This window comes from Streptomyces sp. NPDC030820, assembly GCF_055572075.1.
In genome coordinates this window covers 115428-135227 of the sequence record NZ_JBVIEB010000011.1, presented here as the reverse complement: position 1 = coordinate 135227, position 19800 = coordinate 115428, and the positions used below count along the sequence as shown (strand labels likewise).

The following is a 19800-nucleotide window of genomic DNA, read 5'->3' as shown; positions in this document are numbered from 1 at the left end:
ATCACCCGGCGTACGGGATCGAGCACGTGCTGTACAGCCGGCGGGCACCCGCCGGCCTTCGTCAGGAAGCAGCGAAAGACGGCAGACCAGGCATCCTCCCAGAGGTGTCGCCGAGCGTCGGCGCGGTAAGTCCCGTCGCGGCGTGGAGGATGCGGGCACCGGCACGGGCGTACCCGCCGCCGGCGTGGACTCCCCTTCCGGGGAGCGGAAGCGACACGGCCACCGAGAGGGCCGGGGAGAGAGTGATCGATGACCGAGGCACGGGAGCCGGCCGGCCCGCACGCGCGGCGTGCGTCCGGCACGCCCTGCTGGGTGAGCCTCATGGCGCACGGGCTGGCCGCCACCGAGGAGTTCTACGGTGACCTGTTCGGCTGGGAGTTCCGGCCGGGCCCGCAGCAGCTCGGCCCGTACGTGCGGGCACTGCTCGACGGGCACGAGGTGGCGGGCATGGGTCAGCTGCCGCCGGACCACCGGCTGCCGATCGCCTGGACGCCGTACCTCGCCTCGGACGACGTGGACCAGACGGCCGACACGGTGCGGGAGTGCGGCGGCACCGTGGCGGTCGGGCCGCTGGACGCCGCCGAGGCCGGGCGGCTGGCCATCGCCGCGGACCCCTCCGGGGCGGTGTTCGGCATCTGGCAGGGCTCCCCGCACCTCGGCACCACGGTCACCGGAGTGCCCGGCACGCCCGCGTGGAACGAGCTGGTGACCTTCGAGACCGAGAGCGTCTCCAAGTTCTACGCGACCGTGTTCGGTTACGAGCGGGAGCCGGTGGTCTCCGCCGACTTCGACTACGTGACCCTCCATCTCGCCGGCCGTCCGGTGGCCGGACTGCACGGCGTGGGCCATGGCCTGCCCCGCGACCGCGGACCGCACTGGCAGACGTACTTCGAGGTCGCCGACACCGACGCGACGGTGCGACAGGTGGCGGACCTCGGCGGGCGTGTCATCAGACAGCCGCACGACAGCCCACACGGCCGGGTGGCGACGGTGGCGGACCCGGAGGGCGCGGAGTTCTCGGTGATCCAGAACCCGCACTGAGCACTGCGGGGAGGATCAGAGCCCGCACTGGGCCTTCGGGGCGGGATCAGCCCGTCCCCGAGTCGGAGTCAGCTGGACGACACCGGCAGCACGTCCGGCGACAGGGCCGCCGCGCGGGCCGTTGCGGCGGTCATGCGGCGGCGGTGGTGGCGCCGGCACAGCACCTCGTAGCCGACCTCGCCCGCCGCCTGGTTGACGTCGCCGACGACCACCTGGGCGCCCTCGACCACCATCTCGCCGCCTATCGTGCGGGCATTGTGCGTGGCCCGGGCGCCGCACCAGCACAAGGCCTCCACCTGGAGCACCTCGATCCGGTCGGCCAGCTCCACCAGCCGCTGCGAGCCGGGGAAGAGCTTGGAGCGGAAGTCGGTGGTGATCCCGAAGGCGTACACATCAAGGCCGAGATCGTCCACCACGCGCGCGAGCTGGTCGATCTGCGCGGGCGCGAGGAACTGTGCCTCGTCCGCGATCACGTAGTCGGCCCGGCGGCCCTGCGAGAGGTGCTCCACGAGGGAGGCGTACAGGTCCTGGTCGTCGGCGACCTCCACCGCGTCGGTGACCAGCCCGAGCCGGGAGGACAGCTTGCCCTCGCCCGCGCGGTCGTTCCGGGTGAAGATCATGCCGACGAGGCCCCGGGCGGAGCGGTTGTGCTCTATCTGCAGAGCCAGCGTCGACTTCCCGCAGTCCATCGTTCCGGAGAAGAACACCAGCTCGGGCATGAGGAGTTGAGCACCTTTCGGCGAGAGGTCGGGCAGGTCGGGGGTCAGGAGCGTACTTCGAGCAGCGGGACCAGCTGCTCGGCGGGCGTCATCGAACCGTGGTTGCCGACCAGCGACGACTCCTTGGGCTCCCGCTCGGACGCGATGATCAGGACGTCGTCGTACGCGGCCGCGACCACGTCGCCGAGCCGTGGGTACACCCGTTCGTCGATGTGCGGCCCGAACCAGCCCGCCGCGATCGCCTCGTCCCGCGAGGCCACCCAGAACTGCTCCCCGAGCACCTCGCGCCAGACGGCCAGTACGTCGTTCTCGGCGCCCGGCACTGCGTACACGTGCCGCGCCCGGCCCTCGCCGCCCAGCAGGGCGACCCCGGCGCGCAGCTCCCAGTCGGTGTCGAAGTCGATGCGGTGCTCGTCGTCGAACGGGACGTCGACCATGCCGTGGTCGGCGGTGACGTAGAGCGCGCTGCGCGGCGGGAGTTGCTCGGCGAGGCGCTGGGCGAGCCGGTCGACGTACATCAGCTGGCCGCGCCAGGTGTCGGAGGCGACGCCGTAGCGGTGTCCGGCGCCGTCCAGCTCGGAGTAGTACGTGTAGACCAGCGAGCGGTCCCCGGCGGCCAGCTGTTCCGCCGCGAGGTCCATGCGCTCCTCGCCGCTGAGCCGGCCGTGGAAACTGCCGCCGCTGAGCGCGATCTTGGTGAGCGGGGTGTGCTCGAAGATGGGCGAGGTCACCTGGGCGGCGTGCACCCCGGCTGCCTGGGCCAGCTGGAAGACGGTGGGGTACGGCTGCCAGGCGCGCGGATCGGTGTACGGCTGCCAGCGGAGCTGGTTCATCAGCTCGCCGGTGGCCGGGTTGCGCACCGTGTAGCCGGGCAGGCCGTGGACGCCGGGCGGCAGGCCGGTGCCGACGGAGGCGAGGGAGACGGCGGTGGTCGCCGGGTAGCCGGCGGTGAGCGGACGACCGGTGCCGCCGCGCGAGGTGCCGAGCAGCGAGGTCAGGAAGGGCGCCTCGTCGGCGTGCGCCCGCAGCTGCTCCCAGCCGAGCCCGTCTATCAGCAGGACACAGACCCGGTCGGCCGCGGTCAGCTCGGAAATCGTCGCGGTCATGCCGGGGACACCCAGGCCGGCGGCCAGGGTGGGCAGCAGATCGGCGAGGGAGCCGGTGCCGTACTCGGGCAGCGGTGCGGTGTCCAGGGCGAGCGGTTCCGGGTGGTCCCAGGCGGAGAGCTGGGACATCAGCGGGCGATGTCCGCGGTCGCCTCCGAGATGGCCTGTGCGAAGGCGAGCGCCTGGCGCACCGTCTCCGGGCCGTCTCCGGCCTCGCTGACGCGCAGGCTGAGGTCGTCCGCCGTGGAGCTGCCCGTGTAGCCGTGGTCGGCGTCGCAGTTGGGGTCGCCGCAGGCGGCGGGCTCCAGGTCGATGCGGCTGACCGCGCCCCAGCCGATGGTCAGCACGACCTCGCGGGGCAGGGTGCCCGGCGCGTACTGCTCGGGGTTGGCGACCACCCGGCTGACCACGACCGACGAAATCCGGCCGAGCTTCACGGACTCGGTGGAGGTGGTGGCGTACGGCGTCGGAGAGGTGCTGTCGGCGGCCTGCTCGTCGGTGTGGCTGACGATGAAACGGTTGCCGGTGAGGACGAGCACGGTCACATGCCGCCGCACCTCGTTCTGATCGAAGGTGGTCTCCTGGTGGACCAGGTACGACCGGACGGGCTCGCCGCCCACAGCGGCCTCCACCGCCTCGGCCACGAGGGCCGGGTAGTAGCCGCTGCGCTCGATCGCCGCGCGCAGCCCCTGGGTCGTCGTACTGGTCTTGGCCATGGCGTCCATCCTAATCCGTGGGCATGGGGGCTCCGGGCCAGTCACGAAGACCGGCTTCGGCCTGCGCACGCACGCGTGGGCGCCGCGGGACGAGCCCCGGCAGGATGTCCAGCCCCTGCGCGGCGATCAGGCAGGAGACGGGTTCGGGTCCGCCGCCGTCCGCCTCGAACGCGACCACGACGGGCAGCGTTTCGCCCAGCGCTCGCCGCAGCCGTGCCGCCTCCTCGGCGGTGGGCTCGCGGAAGACGGGGTCCTGGAAGGCGGACGGGCACGAGACGAAGCCCGGGTCGGTGAAGACGATCTCCAGGCCGTGGTGATGCATGAGGTCGTACCCGGCGGCCAGCCGCAGCTGCCCGCCGTCCCGGACGATCACCTCCCAGTCCCACCAGCTGCCCTCGGGCAGCGGACGGCCGGCGATCTCCATGCGGTCCCCCTCCCCTGATCAGCAGGTGATCAGTAGGCCGGCATCGTGCGCGGGCCCAGGTCGTCGCGGGCCGGTGGCGGCGCGAGCCGTACCGTGGCGCTGAGGACGCTCACGCCGTGTGGGGCGACGACGACCGGTTCCAGGGTGACGGCGACCACCTCCGGATGGTCGTCGACCAGCCGGGACACCCGCAGGAGCAGTTCCTCCAGCGCCGGTGTGTCGACGGGCGTGGAGCCGCGCCAGCCGAACAGCAGTGGCGCCGTGCGGATCGACCGCACCAGCGAGGTCGCCTCCCGGTCGGTGACCGGGACGAGCCGGTGCGCCATGTCCCCGAGCAGTTGGGAGGCGGCGCCGGCGAGCCCGAAGGACAGCACGGCCCCGGCCGCCGGGTCGATCACGGCCCGGACGACGGTGTCGACGCCGCGCGGTGCCATGCCCTGCACCACCGGCCGCAGCTCCTCCGGCTTGCCGAACAGCTCGGTCAACTCGGCGTACGCCCGCCTCAGTTGCTCCTCGTCCGCGAGGTCGAGACGGACGCCGCCCAGGTCGGCGCGGTGCCTGAGGTGCGGGGCGGTGGCCTTGAGGGCGACGGGGTAGCCGAGGGCGCGGGCGGCTTCGGCGGCGGCGTCGGAGGTGGGCGCGGGCAGGGCGCGCCGCACGGGGATGCCGTACTTGCCGAGCAGCTCGCAGGTCTCCGCGTCGGAGATCGTGAGTCCTTCCCCGCGCGCGAGCAGCTCACCGATCAGCCGCGCGGCCCCCTTCTCGTCGATGTCGTCGTACTCGGGCACCTTCCCCGGGTCCATGGCCTCCCGCCGCCACTGCCCGTACCTGACGGCTTCGGCCAGGGCACGGACGGCACGCTCGGCGGCGGGGTAGGCGGGGATGAGGTGCATGCCTTCCGGCGGACTGGCCGCTTCCGGTACCGCGGTGGGCAATCGTTCCGCAGGGCGATGGGGCTCCCCCCGCTCGAACGAAGCCGAGAGCGGGGGACGGTGCGCACCCCCCTCAGTGCCGGGTGCCTTTTCAACGGCGTGAGGTGCGGTACTCGCCGCCGCCGACAACGCCTCCGCAAGCCCCCCGAGCTCCACATGCACCACCAGCACCGGCTTCCCCGGAACGGCAGCCGCAGCCGACCGCAACGCCTCCGCCAGCTCCGCATCCCCCGGCGACGCTTCCCCGATCGCGGGGATCGCCGTCACCACGACGGAGTCGCACGTCTCGTCGGCCAGCGCAGCGCCCAGCGCCCGATGGAAGTCCTCCGCCGTCGCCCCGGTCGTCAGGTCCAGCGGACGCGAAGGACGCAGCCCCTCCGCCAGACACCGGTCGTACGTCAGCACGCCCAGCGACTCGGAGTTCCCCAGGATCGCCACCCTCGGCCCCGCCGGCAACGGCTGCCGCGCGAGCAGCAGCCCCGCGTCGACCAGCTCGGTGATCGTGTCGACCCGGATCACCCCGGCCTGCCGCAGCAGCGCGGAGACGGTGGCGTGCGGCAGCCGGGTGGCCCGCACCGCATGCCCCTGCGGCGCGGAACCGTCCCCCTGCACCACGACCAGCGGCTTCGCCGCCGCCGTCCGCCGCGCCAGGCGCGTGAACTTGCGCGGGTTGCCGATGGACTCCAGGTACATGAGGACGACGTCGGTCTCCGGGTCGTCGTACCAGTGCTGGAGGACGTCGTTGCCGGAGACGTCCGCGCGGTTGCCGGCGGAGACGAAGGTGGACACGCCGGTGACCCCGGTGACCCCTCCGCCGCGCCGGTGCAGCCGGGACAGCAGGGCGATGCCGATGGCGCCGGACTGGGCGAACATCCCGATGCGGCCGGTGCGGGGCATCTCCGGGGCGAGGGACGCGTTCAGCCGGACGCCGGGCGCGGTGTTGATGATCCCGAAGGCGTTCGGGCCGATGATCCGCATGCCGTACGCGCGTGCCTGCTGCACGAGGGCCCGCTGCCGCTCGCGCCCCTCGGGCCCGCTCTCGGCGTACCCGGCGGAGAGCACGACGAGCCCCTGCACCCCGTGTTCCCCGCACTCGGCGACCACGTCGGGCACATGCTCGGCCGGTACGGCGACCACGGCGAGGTCCACCGGACCGCCGATGTCCCGCACGTGCCGGTACGCCGGCACCCCGTCGACCTCACCGAGGTCCTGCGGGAAGGCCTTGTTCACGGCGTGCAGCCGGCCGCCGTAGCCGGCTGCCCGGATGTTGCCGAGGACGCTGCGGCCCACGCCGCCGGGGGCGCGGCCGACGCCGACGACCGCCACCGAGCCGGGCATGAGCAGCCGCCGTACCGAACGGGCCTCGGCGCGCTGCTCGCGCGCTCGCTGCACGGCGAGGGAGCGGTCGGTGGGTTCGAGGTCGAACTCCAGGCGTACGACGCCGTCCTCGAAGCTGCGCTTCTGGGTGTAGCCGGCGTCCGTGAACACCTTGATCATCTTGGTGTTGGCGGGCAGCACCTCGGCGGCGAAGCGGCGGATGCCGCGCTCGCGGGCGACCGCCGCGATGTGTTCCAGCAGGGCGGAGGCGACCCCGCGGCCCTGGTGCGCGTCCTGCACCAGGAAGGCGACCTCGGCCTCGTCGGCGGGTGCGGAGGCGGGCATGCCGTCGGCGCCGATGCGGTCATAGCGTACGGTGGCGATGAACTCGCCGCCGATGGTGGCCGCGAGTCCCACCCGGTCCACAAAGTCGTGGTGCGTGAAGCGGTGGACGTCCTTGGCGGAGAGCCTGGGGTACGGCGCGAAGAAGCGGTAGTACTTCGACTCGTCCGAGACCTGCTCGTAGAAGCTGACCAGGCGGTCGGCGTCGTCAACGGTGATGGGCCTGATGCGCGCGGTACCACCGTCGCGCAGCACCACGTCCGCCTCCCAGTGGGCGGGGTACTGGTGCCGGTCCTGCCGGTCCGCCGAGGTCTGCATGGGCCCCAGAGTACGGCTCGCGTCCGACAACGGCGCAGGGCAGTCTGTGGAGGACGGAAGCCGGAACCGAGGCCGCGGTTCCGACGCCACACCGGGCGGACGAAGGTCCGCTCGGGGCACGCTTCACGATATGGGAAACTGGTCTAGACAACCCTGAAGACTGAAGGGCAGCAACACATGGCTGAGCGCCGCGTCAACGTCGGCTGGGCCGAGGGCCTCCACGCCCGCCCCGCCTCCATCTTCGTCCGAGCCGCCACGGCCGCAGGCGTCCCGGTGACGATCGCCAAGGCTGACGGCAACCCCGTCAACGCGGCCTCCATGCTGGCCGTCCTGGGCCTGGGCGCCCAGGGCGGCGAGGAGATCGTGCTGGCCTCCGACGCCGAGGGCGCGGACGTCGCCCTCGACCGGCTGGCCAAGCTGGTCGCCGAGGGCCTCGAGGAACTGCCCGAGACGGTCTGAACAGCAGCACGCTGATACGCCGGAGCCGCGTCGCCCCTTTTCGGGCGGCGCGGCTCTGCGTTTCCGGGCTCTTTGCGCGCACACCGGAATTGAGGCAGCGGGAAATACAGCGCAGCCGAATACCTCTTCTTTGTATACGGCGCCCGTGTTAATGCCGGAGGCCCGACATGTTTACGGCGTGTTGCGAAGTCCTCACACGCTCGCCGGTCCCGGAAAAACGCAGCCGGTGCACGGCCGTCGCGCGCTCGGTGTGCAGCGCCGTGAGCGCCCGCGCGCGCTCCCCGTCGCCGCGCGCCACCGCATCGACGATGGCGCCGTGCTCCGCCCAGTAGTCCACCGGGCTCGGCGGCGCCTCCACCGCGTACATCCAGGCGATCTTGTGCCGCAGCTGGCTGAGCATCGCGGTCAGCGAGGGGCTGCCACAGGCCTGGGCGAGCGTCTCGTGGAACCAGCCGCCCAGCGAGCGCAGATCGTCGCTGTTGCCCCTGCGAGCCCGCTCCTGGCCCAGCCTGACCAGGCCGCGCAGCACCTTCAGATGAGCCTCGGTGCGCCGCTGGGCGGCCCTGGCGGCACCGAGCGGCTCCAGCAGCAGGCGCATCTCCAGCAGATCGGCGGCCTCCTGCTCGGTCGGCTCGGCCACGCACGCGCCCGCGTGCCGGCGGGTCACCACGAAGCCCTCGGCCTCCAGGGTCCGCAGGGCCTCGCGGACGGGGACGCGCGAGACGCCGTAGCGGCGGGCCAGGACTTCCTCGGTCAGCCGGCCGCCGCGCTCGTAGACACCCGCGACGATGTCGTCCCGGATGGCCGTGCACACCGAGTGCGCCGGAATACGCATGACCGACCTCCGCCTTAATCCCCGTGAAACGTCGACGATGGACGCGTGTTCCGTGACTCTATTCCAATGAGCCGGAATTTCCGACGGCGGGCCGGAATCCATGGATATTTTTTGGTCAGCGGATCGGGTGGCGCCCGTGAAAAAACGACGAAAGCCCCGGCTCGGTGAGCCGGGGCTTCGCAGGTCGCGCGAAGGGGCGTCAGACGGTCACGCCGTGCTTGCGGAGGTAGGCGACGGGGTCGACGTCCGAGCCGTAGTCGGGGGTCGTACGGGCCTCGAAGTGCAGGTGCGGGCCGGTGGTGTTGCCGGTCGCGCCGGACAGGCCGATCTGCTGGCCCGGGGTGACCTGCTGGCCCACCGAGACGCCGATGGACGACAGGTGGCCGTACTGGGTGTACATGCCGTCGGCCATCTTGATCACGATCTGGTTGCCGTACGCGCCGCCCCAGCCGGTGGAGACGACGGTGCCGGAGCCGACCGCGTGGACCGGGGTGCCGCTCGCCGCGTGGAAGTCGATGCCGGTGTGCGAGCCGGAGGACCACAGGGAGCTGCTCGCCTTGTAGCCGGTGGAGACGTAGGAGTTCGCGATCGGGGCGACGAAGGTGTTCAGCAGGCGCTTGCGCTCGGCCTCCCGGGCGGCGCGGGCCCTGGCCTCGCGCTCCTCCTTCGCCTTCTTCGCCGCGGCCTCCTCGGCCGCCTTCTGCTCGGCGGCCTGCTTCTGCGCGGCGGCCTGCGCGGCGATGTGCTCGGCCACGTCGTCGCTCAGGGTGAGGACCGGTGTGAGGCCGGTCTGCCCCACGGTGTTCTCGGCGGCGAGCGCCGGGGAGGCGGCGAGGGTGCCGATGGCACCGGTGGTGGTGAGGGCCGCGATGCCCGCCGCCTGAGCGGTGGTGCGCTTGACCCGGCCGGGCTTGCGGTGCTTCCCGGTGGCGCACATGAACGCCATGGAGTGGCTGGTCCTTTCCTTCCCTCTCGCCTACCGGGTTAGCTGACGGGTTCGGAGCAGGAAGGTCTCCTACGGGCCCCCTCGCGCTCGCGCGGGCGCCCGATTCACCCCAGGGACTGCGTGGGTCCCCGGCTCCCCTGGCTCGCGCCGTACGGGGACTCGGCGATTGCTGTCCGGTGCCGCGGGTGCGGCGCACTGCCTACGACGAACAGCCCGGGTGACGCTACGTAAGCCGGCTTTCGAACCCCAAACGGATCCGGGCTTTTGTAGCGCATCCCACAGGGCAGACAGGCAACCTCCACCTCAAATCGGGCATCCCGTAAGGGAGCGAAAACGGCAGGGGCCCTGACGGTCCGTAGACCGACAGGGCCCCACGCGCGCGTGCGGTTACTCGGCCGCCACGACTGTCACTTCACCGATGCCGAGCGCCTCCACCGGTGCCTTGATCTGCGAGGCGTCACCGACGAGGACGGTCACCAGACGGTCCACCGGGAAGGCGTTCACGACGGCCGCCGTGGCCTCCACCGTGCCCGTCGCCGCGAGCTGCTGATAGAGCGTCGCCTGGAAGTCGTCGGGCAGGTGCTGCTCGACCTGGTCGGCCAGCGTGCTCGCGACGGCCGCCGCGGTCTCGTACTTCAGCGGCGCCACCCCGACGAGGTTCTGCACGGCCACGTCCCGCTCGGCGTCGGTCAGGCCGTCCGCCGCGAGGGTGCCCAGCACCTTCCACAGGTCCTCCAGCGCGGGGCCGGTGTTGGGGGTGTCCACGGAGCCGCTGATGGCGAGCATCGAGGCGCCCGTGCCGTCCGGCGCGGACCGGAGGACCTGGCCGAAGGAGCGCACACCGTAGGTGTAGCCCTTCTCCTCGCGCAGGACGCGGTCCAGGCGGGAGGTGAGGGTGCCGCCGAGGCAGTAGGTGCCGAGCACCTGGGCGGGCCACACCCGGTCGTGCCGGTCGGGGCCGACGCGGCCGATGAGCAGCTGCGTCTGCACGGCGCCGGGCCGGTCCACGATGACCACGCGCCCGGTGTCGTCGGCGGTCACCGGCGGCACGGGCCGCGGCTCGCCCGGGGTGCCGGTCCAGGCGCCCAGGGTGTCGGCGAGCAGCGCGTCCAGGTCGACTCCGGTGAGGTCGCCGACCACCACCGCGGTGGCCGTGGCGGGGCGTACGTGCCGGCCGTAGAAGGCGCGTACGGCGGCGGCGTCGATCTTCTCGACGGTCTCCTCGGTGCCCTGGCGCGGGCGCGACATGCGCGAGACCGCCGGGAACAGCTCCTTGGAGAGCTCCTTGGCGGCCCGGCGGGAGGGGTTGGCCAGCTCGTGCGGGATCTCGTCCAGGCGGTTGCGGACCAGCCGCTCCACCTCGCTGTCGGCGAAGGCGGGCGCGCGCAGCGCGTCGGCGAGCAGGCCGAGGCCCTTGGCCAGGCGCGAGGCCGGGACCTCCAGGCTGAGCCGGACGCCGGGGTGGTCGGCGTGCGAGTCCAGCGTGGCGCCCGCGCGCTCCAGCTCGGCGGCGAACTCCTCGGCGGAGTGCTTGTCGGTGCCCTCGGAGAAGGCCCGCGCCATGATCGTGGCGACGCCGTCCAGGCCGGCGGGCTCGGCGTCCAGGGGCGCGTCCAGCAGCACCTCGACGGCGACGACCTGCTGGCCGGGGCGGTGGCAGCGCAGCACGGTCAGGCCGTTGTCGAGCGCGGTGCGCTCGGGGGCCGGGAAGGCCCAGGGCTTGGCCTCGCCGGCCTGCGGCTGGGGGTGGAAGTCCATGGTGGCGAGCTCGGTCACTTGGCCGTCTCCTCGTTCTCGTTACCGGCCTCTACGGTGGCTTCCTGCTCCGGGTCCTCGGGAACGTCGGCGTCCGGGGCCTTCTCCGGGGACTTCGGTTCATAGACCAGGACCGCGCGGTTGTCGGGGCGCAGACGGGCCTGGGCGACCTCCTGGACCTCCTGCGCGGTCACCTCCAGGACGCGCTTGACGGCGGTGAGGGCGAGCTGCGGGTCGCCGAACAGGACGGCGTACCGGCACAGTTCGTCGGCGCGGCCGGCGACCGTGCCCAGCCGGTCCAGCCACTCGCGCTCCAGCTGGGCCTGGGCGCGCTCCATCTCCTCGGGCGTGGGGCCCTCCTCGGCGAACCGGGCCAGCTCCTCGTCGATGGCGGTCTCGATGACCGGCACCTCGACGTCACCGGAGGCCTTCACGTCCAGCCAGCCCATGGAGGGCGCGCCGGCGAGCCGCAGCAGGCCGAAGCCGGCCGCGACGGCCGTACGGTCGCGGCGGACCAGCCGGTTGTACAGGCGGGAGGACTCGCCGCCGCCGAGGATGGTCAGGGCGAGGTCGGCGGCGTCGCACGCGCGCGTGCCGTCGTGCGGCAGGCGGTAGGCGGCCATCAGGGCGCGCGCCGGTACCTCCTCGACGACGACCTCGCGCTTCTGCTCGCCGATCACGTCCGGCAGGGAGCCCTCGCGGGGGGCGGGCTTGCCGTCGTGGGACGGGATCGACCCGAAGTACTTCTCGATCCAGGCGAGGGTCTGCTTGGGGTCGATGTCGCCGACCACGGAGAGCACCGCGTTGTTCGGCGCGTAGTAGGTGCGGAAGAACTGGCGGGCGTCCTCCAGGGTGGCCGCGTCCAGGTCCGCCATCGAGCCGATCGGCGTGTGGTGGTAGGGGTGGCCCTCCGGGTACGACAGGGCGGTCAGCTTCTCGAAGGCGGTGCCGTAGGGCACGTTGTCGTAGCGCTGGCGGCGCTCGTTCTTGACGACGTCCCGCTGGTTCTCCATGGACTCGTCGTCCAGGGCGGCCAGCAGCGAGCCCATGCGGTCGGCCTCCAGCCAGAGGGCGAGCTCCAGCTGGTGGGCGGGCATGGTCTCGAAGTAGTTGGTGCGCTCGAAGCTGGTGGTGCCGTTGAGCGAGCCGCCGGCGCCCTGCACCAGCTCGAAGTGACCGTTGCCCTTGACCTGCGCCGAGCCCTGGAACATCAGGTGCTCGAAAAGGTGAGCCAGGCCGGTGCGCCCCTTGACTTCGTGGCGGGAGCCGACGTCGTACCAGAGGCAGACCGCCGCCACCGGGGTCAGGTGGTCCTCGGAGAGCACCACGCGCAGACCGTTGGCCAGGCGGTGCTCGGTCGCTGTCAGGCCCCCGGAGCCTGCCTCGGCTGTGGTCGTGTGACCCATGGGCATGTACATCCCTTCGCGAGCGGAGGCGGTTGTGAAAACCGCGGTTTTCCTGCCGTTCCTGCCACTGTATGCAAACCGCGCGGGGCCTCGGCGAAGTTCCCGCGGGACGTACGCCCACAGCGGATCGCGTAGCCTGCGACTCGCGTGCCCGCAGGACGGCCGGCGGGCACTGTGCGGTGCCGGTCCGGTGTGCCTTGCGGTGCCGGGCGGACCATGGAAGACCGGGCCATGGCCCGGGTTGTCAGTGCCGCGGTCCACAATGGTCCGCGTCAGATCCATCAAACGCTTCAGTAGCAAGGAGCCGGCAGCGATGGCCCGCCGCAGCACGAAGACCCCGCCGCCCGACGATTCCTACGAGGAGAAGATCCTCGACATCGACGTCGTGGACGAGATGCGTGGCTCCTACCTCGAGTACGCGTACTCGGTCATCTACTCGCGCGCCCTGCCGGACGCCCGTGACGGCCTCAAGCCGGTGCACCGCCGGATCGTGTACCAGATGAACGAGATGGGCCTGCGCCCCGACCGCGGCTATGTGAAGTGCGCGCGTGTCGTCGGCGAGGTCATGGGCAAGCTGCACCCGCACGGCGACGCGTCGATCTACGACGCCCTGGTGCGCATGGCCCAGCCGTTCTCCATGCGCGTGCCGCTGGTCGACGGCCACGGCAACTTCGGCTCGCTGGGCAACGACGACCCGCCGGCCGCCATGCGGTACACGGAGTGCCGGCAGGCCGAGGCGACCAGCCTGATGACCGAGTCGATCGACGAGGACACGGTCGACTTCGCGCCGAACTACGACGGCCAGGAGCGGGAGCCGGTGGCGCTGCCCGCCGCCTTCCCGAACCTGCTGGTCAACGGCTCCTCGGGCATCGCGGTCGGCATGGCGACGAACATGCCGCCGCACAACCTGCGCGAGGTCATCGCGGCCGCCCGCCACCTGATCAGGCACCCGAACGCGGACCTGGACGCGCTCATGAAGCACGTCCCGGGCCCGGACCTGCCCACCGGCGGCCGGATCGTCGGCCTGGACGGCATCCGGGACGCGTACGCGACGGGCCGCGGCACCTTCAAGATGCGCGCGACGGTCTCGGTCGAGACGGTGACCGCCCGCCGCAAGGGCCTGGTCATCACGGAACTGCCCTTCGCGGTCGGCCCGGAGAAGGTCATCGCGAAGATCAAGGACCTGGTCAACAGCAAGAAGGTCCAGGGCATCGCCGACGTCAAGGACCTCACCGACCGCGAGCACGGCCTGCGCCTGGTCATCGAGGTCAAGAACGGCTTCGTGCCGGAGGCGATCCTGGAGCAGCTGTACAAGCTGACCCCGATGGAGGAGTCCTTCGGCATCAACAACGTCGCGCTGGTGGACGGCCAGCCGCTCACCCTGGGCCTGAAGGAGCTGCTGGAGGTCTACCTCGACCACCGCTTCGACGTGGTCCGGCGCCGCAGCGAGTTCCGCCGCGGCAAGAAGCGGGACCGGCTGCACCTGGTCGAAGGCCTGCTGACCGCGCTGGTCGACATCGACGAGGTCATCCGGCTGATCCGGTCCAGCGAGAACTCCGCGCAGGCCAAGGAGCGCCTGATGCGGCGCTTCTCGCTGAGCGAGGTCCAGACGCAGTACATCCTCGACACGCCGCTGCGCCGGCTCACCAAGTACGACCGCATCGAGCTGGAGACGGAGAAGGACAAACTCACCGCGGAGATCGCGGAGCTGACCCGGATCCTGGACTCCGACGCGGAGCTGCGCAAGCTGGTCTCGGCCGAACTGGCCGCCGTGGCCAAGAAGTTCGGCACCGACCGGCGTACGGTCCTGCTGGAGTCCGCGAGCGCCCCGGTGGCCGCGGTGCCGCTGCAGGTGGCCGACGACCCTTGCCGGGTGCTGCTGTCCTCGACGGGGCTGCTGGCCCGTACGGCGACGGCGGAGCCGTTCCCGGAGCACGCGGGCGCGAAGCGCGTCAAGCACGACGTGATCGTCTCGGCGGTCCCGGCGACCGCGCGGGGCGAGATCGGCGCGGTGACCTCGGCGGGCCGGCTGCTGCGGATCAACGTGGTCGACCTGCCCCAGCTGCCGGAGACGGCGACCGCGCCGAACCTCTCCGGAGGCGCGCCGCTGGCGGAGTTCGTCTCCCTGGAGGACGACGAGACGGTGGTCTGCCTGACCACGCTCGACGAGTCGTCCCCGGGCCTGGCGCTCGGCACCGAGCAGGGCGTCGTCAAGCGCGTGGTGCCCGACTACCCCTCCAACAAGGAGGAGTTGGAGGTCATCACGCTGAAGGAGGGCGACCGGATCGTCGGCGCGGTGGAGCTGCGCACCGGCGAGGAGGACCTGGTCTTCATCACGGACGACGCGCAGCTGCTGCGCTTCCAGGCGTCCATCGTGCGCCCGCAGGGCCGTCCGGCCGGCGGTATGGCGGGCATCAAGCTCTCCGAGGGCGCGAAGGTCATCTCCTTCACGGCCGTCGACCCGGCGGCCGACGCGGTGGTGTTCACGGTCGCGGGCTCGCGCGGCACGCTGGACGACTCGGTGCAGACGACCGCCAAGCTGACCCCGTTCGACCAGTACCCGCGCAAGGGCCGGGCCACGGGCGGTGTGCGCTGCCAGCGGTTCCTGAAGGGCGAGGACTGTCTGTCGCTGGCCTGGGCGGGCCCGGCTCCCGCGCTCGCGGCGCAGAAGAACGGCACCCCGGCGGAGCTTCCGGAGCTGGACCCGCGCCGGGACGGTTCGGGCACGTCGCTGCCGAAGACGGTGGCGGTGGTCGCGGGACCGGTGCTCTAGGCCGGCGGATCTTCCAGGTCCGCCCCGTCCGGGCCCTGGACATAGCGCAGGACGCCCCACATGCCGTGTTCGTCGGCGTGTGGGGCGTCGTTGCGGCACCCCTTGAGCTCCTGACCGAGGGCCTCGCCGTCGATGCCGGAGCCGATCAGCACGAGCTGGGTGAGGCGATCGCCGGCAGCGGCCCAGGGCTCCGGGTAGAAGCGCAGGAACCGGCCGACGGCGTGTACGGCATACCGGTTGCGGGTGTCGTACGGCCCGAAGTCGACATAGCCCTTGATCCGGTACAGCCCCTCCGGCCGGCTGTCCAGGAACCGCATGAGCCGGCGGGGTTCCAGGGGGACCTCGGAGGTGAAGGACAGGCTGTCGTAGCCGGTGTGCAGATGACCGGCGTGCTCATCGTCCCCGGTGTGCTCGTGGAGGTCGTCGAAGGACAGCTGCCCGATCCGCTCCTCGCTCGGCCTGCAGTCGAAGAGGAACTCGGGGTCGATACGGCCGTAGGTGGCCGGGACGACGGCGGCCCGGTCGGTGAGCGAGCGGACGAGGCCCAGAACCCGGTCGGCGTCTTCCGCGCGGTCCAGCTTGTTGACGACGACGAGGTCGGCGAGCGCCAGGTGCCGGTCGAGCTCGGGGTGCTTCGCGCGCGTGTCGTCGAACTCGACGGCGTCCACGACCTCGACCAGGCCGCCGTAGACGACCCTCGGGTGCTCGCCGGCCAGCACCATCCGCACGAGTTCCTGTGGCTCGGCGAGCCCGCTGGCCTCGATGACGATCACGTCGATGCCGGTGCCGGGGTCGGCCAGCCGCTCCAGATAGCGGTCGAGTTCGCTCGCGTCGACGGCACAGCACAGGCAGCCGTTGCCGAGCGAGACGGTCGAGTCGCCGAGGGCGCCCGCGACGGCCATCGCGTCGATCTCGACGGCCCCGAAGTCGTTGACGATCGCCCCGATCCGGCTGCCTCCGCTGCGGTGCAGGAGGTGGTTGAGGAGCGTGGTCTTGCCGGAGCCGAGGAAACCGGCGAGCACGACGACCGGGATCTGCTGCGGGCTGCGACTGCTGTCCGGGCTGTTCGCCAGGCTGTTCCCCAACGGGCGACCTCTCTCGTGTGGACCGGCTGCCGGTCCAGGATAGGAGGGGCCCGTGGGGCGGGTGCGTCAGCCGGCGGCCGGCACCGCGACCGGCGGCGTCGGCCCCACGTACCGCGCGATCGGCCGGATGATCTTGGAGTCGGCCGCCTGTTCCAGGATGTTGGCGCTCCAGCCCACCACCCGCGCCGCGGCGAAGGTGGGGGTGAACATCTCACGGGGCAGTCCGCACAGTTCCATGACCACGCCGGCGTAGAACTCGACGTTGGTGTGGAGTTCGCGGCCGGGCTTCAGCTCGGCGAGGATCGCCTCGACGCGGCGTTCGACCTCCACCGCGAAGTCCACGCGCGGACCGCCGAAGCTCTGGGCGATCTCCCGCAGCATCCGGGACCGGGGGTCCTCCGTGCGGTAGATGGCGTGCCCGAAGCCCATGATCCGGTCGCCGGCGAGCACCCGTTCGCGGATCCAGGAGTCGATCCGGTCCGGGGTGCCGATGGCGTCCAGGGTGTCCAGGGCCCGGCTGGGCGCCCCTCCGTGCAGCGGCCCGGACAGGGCGCCCACGGCCCCGGTCAGGCAGGCGGCCACGTCGGCTCCGGTGGAGGCGATGACGCGGGCCGTGAAGGTTGATGCATTGAATCCATGATCAATGGTTGAGATCAGGTATTGCTCGACCGCACGGGCCCGTCGCGGCTCGGGCTCCTCGCCCGTGAGCATGTACAGGTAGTTGGCCGCGTACGGCAGGTCCTCGCGCGGCTCGACCGGGTCGAGGCCCTGCCCGAGCCGGTACAGCGCGGTGAGCAGCGTGGGTACGGCCGCGCAGACGGCCAGGGTGTCGGCGCGGCGCCGGTCGGCGTCGATGTCGTACACCGGCCGCAGTCCGCGCGCCGAGCCCAGCAGGGACAGGGCCGTGCGCAGCCCGGATAGCGGGCCGGAGACGCGGCTCGCCGCGGCGATGGCGGGCAGCGCCGAGGCGACCTCCTCGGGCAGCCGCCGCAGCGCCGCCGTCTCGGTGGTGAAGGCGGCGCGGCGCTCCGCGTCCGGGAGCGTGCCGTGGACCAGGAGGTGCCAGACGTCCTCGAAGCCACGGGTGCGCGCGAGTTCGACGGCCGAGTACTGGCGGTAGTGGTAGAAGCCCTCGCGCCCCCGGACGTCACCGATCTCGGTCTCGGTGACGACGACGCCGGCGAGTCCGCGTGGTGCGTCGATGAACGGGGTTGCGGTCCTGTTGATGGCCATGATTCTCCTTCTTGGACTTGATCCGACTGTCCATGCTTGACCAATTTCATGTCAATATTGATTGAATCAATGTCATCGATCAACAGGTGCGGAGGAGGCTACGGTGACCCCCATGCGCGATCACGAACCCGCTCCCGGCCGTCCCGGGCGCAGGCTGACCACCAAGGAGACCGCCGAACTGCTCGGCGTGAAGCCGGAGACGGTGTACGCGTACGTGAGCCGCGGCCTGCTCAGCAGCAGGCGCGAGCCCGGCGGCCGTGCCAGCACCTTCGAGGCGAAGGAGGTCGAGGCCCTCGCCCGGCGCCACCGCCGGGAGGCGGCCGGAACTCCCGGCTCCGGCGGGGACCTGTCCGTGCGGACCCGCATCACTCTGATCGAGCAGGACCGGTACTACTTCCGGGGTGTGGACGCCGTCGAGCTGGCGCTCCGTCACTCCTACGAGGAAGTCGCGGAGTGGCTGTGGACGGGCCGGCTCACCCCCGGCGTCACCTTCTCCGCGCCCGGCCCCACCGTCGAGGTCGCGCGCCGCGCGGTGAACGCGCTGTCCGAGCACGCCTCTCCCACCGACCGGCTGCGCGTGGCGGCCGTCGCGGCAGCGGCCGAGGACCCGCTGCGCTTCGACCTGTCCGAGGGCGCCGTGCTGAACACCGCGCGGATCCTGATCCCCACGCTCGTCGACGCGCTGCCGCCGGTCCGGCGCGACCACAAGGACGACGGCCCGCTCGCCCACCGCCTCTGGAGCCGGCTGACCGGCCATCCCGCCGACGAGGCGTCCCTGCGCGTCCTGGACACCGCCCTCGCCCTGCTCGCCGACCACGACCTGGCCGCCTCCACGCTCGCGGTCCGGGTCGCCGCCTCGGCCCGCGCGCACGCCTACGCGGCCGTCTCGGCCGGGCTCGGCGTCCTGGAGGGCCCCCTGCACGGCGCCGCGAGCGGCAACGCCCACCGGATGCTGCTCGACGTGCTCGACCAGGGCACAGCGGTCCCGGTGATCGCCGACGAACTGCGCGCCGGCCGCCGGGTCCCGGGGCTCGGCCACCGGCTGTACACCGGCGAGGACCCGCGCGCGAGCGTGCTGTTCGGCCTCCTGGAGCAGGTTCCGCGCGCGGAGTCCGCCCTGCTCGCCGCCCGGGACATCGTCGCCACGACCGCCCGGCACACCCCGCTGCACGCCAACGTCGACCTGGCCCTGGCGGTGTTCACGGCGTCCAGCGGCATGCCCGCCACGGCCGGCGAGACCGTCTTCGCCGTCGCGCGGACCGCGGGCTGGATCGCCCACGCCCTGGAGGAGTACGGCGAGCGCCCGCTGCGCATGCGCCCGGTGGGCCAGTACGTCGGCCCGCGCCCTCCGCAACCACTGCCGGAACGACTCGCCCCCGAAACCCGCCCGGAGTAGGACACAACCACGGCCGGAAGTCGCCCCCGGGAGAGTCAGGTTAGGCTCACCTCTGTGAGTAGGTGCGCGACCGTCTCCCGGAGCCTCGACGAGCCCGTTTCCGGTACCGCGGCCACGGCGACGACGTGGCTGCTCCTGGAACAGCCCGGCCCCTGGGGCGCCAAGGCGCTCACTTCGAGCCACCTCGACCCCGCCGTGGGGCGGGCGCTGGAGGCGGCGGCCGGGGGAACCGGCGTACGCGTCGCGCTCATCCGGCGGCCCGGGCGCCATGCCGACCCCGGCACGTCCGCCGTCCGGCAGGTGTACGCCGCCCACACCGTGCCGGGTCGCGTCTGGCTGCACAGCGCCACGACCCGGGATCCGCGCCGACTGCTCGGCCTCGACTTCGCCGCCCTCGGAGCGGGTGACCACCGTTCCTTCGGCGCCGCGCTCGGCGGGCAGCCGTACGGTGGCGACCCGCTCGCGCTCGTGTGCACCAACGGCAAACGCGACCGCTGCTGCGCTCTCCTGGGCCGTCCCCTCGCCGCCGAACTGTGCGCCTCGGGGGTGCGCGGCGTCTGGGAGGTCACCCATCTGGGTGGACATCGCTTCTCGCCGACCGTGCTCGTCCTGCCGTACGGCTACGCCTACGGCCGCGCCGAGGCGCACACCATCAAGGAGGCGCTGCACGGCGCGCAGGAGGGGCGCGTGGTGGTCGAGGCGTGTCGCGGCTGCTCCGCCTGGGAACGGCCCGGTCAAGCGGCCGAGCTGGCCGTCCGTTCGGTGGCGGGCGAGTACCGGGCGGGGCTGCTGAGCGTCGTACGGACCGAGGGTGCGGCCCCGCGCTGGGAGGTCACCGTCGGACACGCCGACGGCCGCCGCTGGCGGGTGACCGTGGCCCAGGGGGCGTCGCTGCCGCCCCGCCCGGAGAGCTGCGGTGCGGCGGTGCTGGGCACGCCGGCGCGGATGGACGTCGTGGCCGTGCGCGAGCTCAGGCCTACGGCGCTGGCGGGCTGAG

Annotated in this window: 16 protein-coding genes and 1 riboswitch; of the genes, 5 read left to right on the top strand and 11 right to left on the bottom strand. The window is 72.3% G+C overall.

Going from position 1 to position 19800, the window contains the following annotated elements; genetic code table 11:
* Positions 1–249: 249 nt before the first annotated feature.
* On the top strand, positions 250–1041 hold the full coding sequence (locus ACZ418_RS28880) for a VOC family protein (protein WP_468368619.1): 792 nt from the start codon (positions 250–252) through the stop codon (positions 1039–1041).
* 68 nt (positions 1042–1109) lie between these two features.
* Here ACZ418_RS28880 and ACZ418_RS28875 read toward each other — a convergent pair whose 3' ends face one another.
* Genes ACZ418_RS28875 through ACZ418_RS28855 form a run of 5 tightly spaced genes read right to left on the bottom strand, consistent with a single transcriptional unit; the run spans position 1110 to position 6915 of the window.
* Complete coding sequence (locus ACZ418_RS28875) at positions 1110–1760, bottom strand: thymidine kinase (RefSeq protein ID WP_468368616.1); 651 nt, start codon at positions 1758–1760, stop codon at positions 1110–1112.
* 44 nt (positions 1761–1804) lie between these two features.
* Positions 1805–2995: an alkaline phosphatase family protein gene (locus tag ACZ418_RS28870; RefSeq protein ID WP_468368613.1), complete on the bottom strand. Its 1191-nt coding sequence runs from the start codon at positions 2993–2995 to the stop codon at positions 1805–1807.
* The gene (locus ACZ418_RS28865; protein ID WP_468368611.1) at positions 2995–3582 is read right to left on the bottom strand and encodes a DUF5998 family protein; all 588 of its coding nucleotides are present in this window, start codon (positions 3580–3582) and stop codon (positions 2995–2997) included. The genes ACZ418_RS28870 and ACZ418_RS28865 overlap by 1 nt, the downstream gene beginning before the upstream one ends.
* 10 nt (positions 3583–3592) lie before the next feature.
* Positions 3593–4006 (bottom strand): hypothetical protein, encoded by a 414-nt coding sequence (locus ACZ418_RS28860; protein ID WP_468368608.1) that lies wholly within the window; start codon positions 4004–4006, stop codon positions 3593–3595.
* 29 nt (positions 4007–4035) lie between these two features.
* Complete coding sequence (locus ACZ418_RS28855) at positions 4036–6915, bottom strand: bifunctional acetate--CoA ligase family protein/GNAT family N-acetyltransferase (protein ID WP_468368606.1); 2880 nt, start codon at positions 6913–6915, stop codon at positions 4036–4038.
* A gap of 177 nt (positions 6916–7092) precedes the next feature.
* Here ACZ418_RS28855 and ACZ418_RS28850 point away from each other — a divergent pair, with 177 nt between their 5' ends.
* A complete protein-coding gene (locus ACZ418_RS28850; protein WP_053655224.1) occupies positions 7093–7374 on the top strand; it encodes an HPr family phosphocarrier protein in 282 nt (93 codons plus the stop codon).
* Positions 7375–7522: 148 nt separating this feature from the next.
* On the opposite strand, the gene ACZ418_RS28845 is transcribed toward ACZ418_RS28850, so the two are convergent.
* The 4 genes from ACZ418_RS28845 to ACZ418_RS28830 all read right to left on the bottom strand — a co-directional run bounded on the left by ACZ418_RS28845 (position 7523) and on the right by ACZ418_RS28830 (position 12322).
* Entirely contained in the window at positions 7523–8209 is a 687-nt protein-coding gene (locus ACZ418_RS28845) for a GntR family transcriptional regulator (RefSeq protein WP_468368603.1), read from the bottom strand.
* A 199-nt stretch (positions 8210–8408) separates the two neighbouring features.
* Positions 8409–9155 (bottom strand): M23 family metallopeptidase, encoded by a 747-nt coding sequence (locus ACZ418_RS28840; protein WP_468368601.1) that lies wholly within the window; start codon positions 9153–9155, stop codon positions 8409–8411.
* Positions 9156–9167: 12 nt separating this feature from the next.
* Positions 9168–9330, bottom strand: a riboswitch (cyclic di-AMP (ydaO/yuaA leader).
* A 212-nt stretch (positions 9331–9542) separates the two neighbouring features.
* Complete coding sequence (locus tag ACZ418_RS28835; protein ID WP_468368599.1) at positions 9543–10931, bottom strand: M16 family metallopeptidase; 1389 nt, start codon at positions 10929–10931, stop codon at positions 9543–9545.
* Entirely contained in the window at positions 10928–12322 is a 1395-nt protein-coding gene (locus tag ACZ418_RS28830) for a M16 family metallopeptidase (RefSeq protein ID WP_468368597.1), read from the bottom strand. Before ACZ418_RS28830 ends, ACZ418_RS28835 begins: the two co-directional genes overlap by 4 nt.
* 307 nt (positions 12323–12629) lie before the next feature.
* Between ACZ418_RS28830 and ACZ418_RS28825 the strand changes: the two genes are divergently transcribed.
* A complete protein-coding gene (locus ACZ418_RS28825) occupies positions 12630–15089 on the top strand; it encodes a DNA gyrase/topoisomerase IV subunit A (protein ID WP_468368594.1) in 2460 nt (819 codons plus the stop codon).
* Here ACZ418_RS28825 and ACZ418_RS28820 read toward each other — a convergent pair.
* Together ACZ418_RS28820 and ACZ418_RS28815 are read right to left on the bottom strand one after the other, a co-directional pair.
* Entirely contained in the window at positions 15086–16174 is a 1089-nt protein-coding gene (locus ACZ418_RS28820) for a CobW family GTP-binding protein (RefSeq protein WP_468368591.1), read from the bottom strand. The two genes, ACZ418_RS28825 and ACZ418_RS28820, sit on opposite strands and share 4 nt — an antisense overlap.
* Before the next feature lie 66 nt (positions 16175–16240).
* Positions 16241–17407 carry a citrate synthase/methylcitrate synthase gene (locus ACZ418_RS28815; protein ID WP_468368589.1) on the bottom strand — a complete coding sequence of 389 codons (1167 nt, stop codon included), beginning with the start codon at positions 17405–17407 and terminating at the stop codon, positions 16241–16243.
* 112 nt (positions 17408–17519) lie between these two features.
* On the opposite strand from ACZ418_RS28815, the gene ACZ418_RS28810 reads away from it, so the two are divergent.
* Together ACZ418_RS28810 and ACZ418_RS28805 are read left to right on the top strand one after the other, a co-directional pair.
* Positions 17520–18803, top strand: a complete 1284-nt coding sequence (locus ACZ418_RS28810; RefSeq protein ID WP_468368586.1) for a citrate synthase — start codon at positions 17520–17522, stop codon at positions 18801–18803.
* A gap of 54 nt (positions 18804–18857) precedes the next feature.
* Positions 18858–19799: a sucrase ferredoxin gene (locus ACZ418_RS28805; protein WP_468368583.1), complete on the top strand. Its 942-nt coding sequence runs from the start codon at positions 18858–18860 to the stop codon at positions 19797–19799.
* Position 19800: the final 1 nt, after the last annotated feature.

Excerpts from the sequence above, each read along its gene's own strand:
- ACZ418_RS28880 (WP_468368619.1), top strand. The coding sequence starts at position 250 with ATGACCGAGGCACGGGAGCCGGCCGGCCCGCACGCGCGGCGTGCGTCC.
- ACZ418_RS28875 (WP_468368616.1), bottom strand. The coding sequence starts at position 1,760 with ATGCCCGAGCTGGTGTTCTTCTCCGGAACGATGGACTGCGGGAAGTCG.
- ACZ418_RS28870 (WP_468368613.1), bottom strand. The coding sequence starts at position 2,995 with ATGTCCCAGCTCTCCGCCTGGGACCACCCGGAACCGCTCGCCCTGGAC.
- ACZ418_RS28865 (WP_468368611.1), bottom strand. The coding sequence starts at position 3,582 with ATGGCCAAGACCAGTACGACGACCCAGGGGCTGCGCGCGGCGATCGAG.
- ACZ418_RS28860 (WP_468368608.1), bottom strand. The coding sequence starts at position 4,006 with ATGGAGATCGCCGGCCGTCCGCTGCCCGAGGGCAGCTGGTGGGACTGG.
- ACZ418_RS28855 (WP_468368606.1), bottom strand. The coding sequence starts at position 6,915 with ATGCAGACCTCGGCGGACCGGCAGGACCGGCACCAGTACCCCGCCCAC.
- ACZ418_RS28850 (WP_053655224.1), top strand. The coding sequence starts at position 7,093 with ATGGCTGAGCGCCGCGTCAACGTCGGCTGGGCCGAGGGCCTCCACGCC.
- ACZ418_RS28845 (WP_468368603.1), bottom strand. The coding sequence starts at position 8,209 with ATGCGTATTCCGGCGCACTCGGTGTGCACGGCCATCCGGGACGACATC.
- ACZ418_RS28840 (WP_468368601.1), bottom strand. The coding sequence starts at position 9,155 with ATGGCGTTCATGTGCGCCACCGGGAAGCACCGCAAGCCCGGCCGGGTC.
- ACZ418_RS28830 (WP_468368597.1), bottom strand. The coding sequence starts at position 12,322 with ATGCCCATGGGTCACACGACCACAGCCGAGGCAGGCTCCGGGGGCCTG.
- ACZ418_RS28825 (WP_468368594.1), top strand. The coding sequence starts at position 12,630 with ATGGCCCGCCGCAGCACGAAGACCCCGCCGCCCGACGATTCCTACGAG.
- ACZ418_RS28815 (WP_468368589.1), bottom strand. The coding sequence starts at position 17,407 with ATGGCCATCAACAGGACCGCAACCCCGTTCATCGACGCACCACGCGGA.
- ACZ418_RS28810 (WP_468368586.1), top strand. The coding sequence starts at position 17,520 with ATGCGCGATCACGAACCCGCTCCCGGCCGTCCCGGGCGCAGGCTGACC.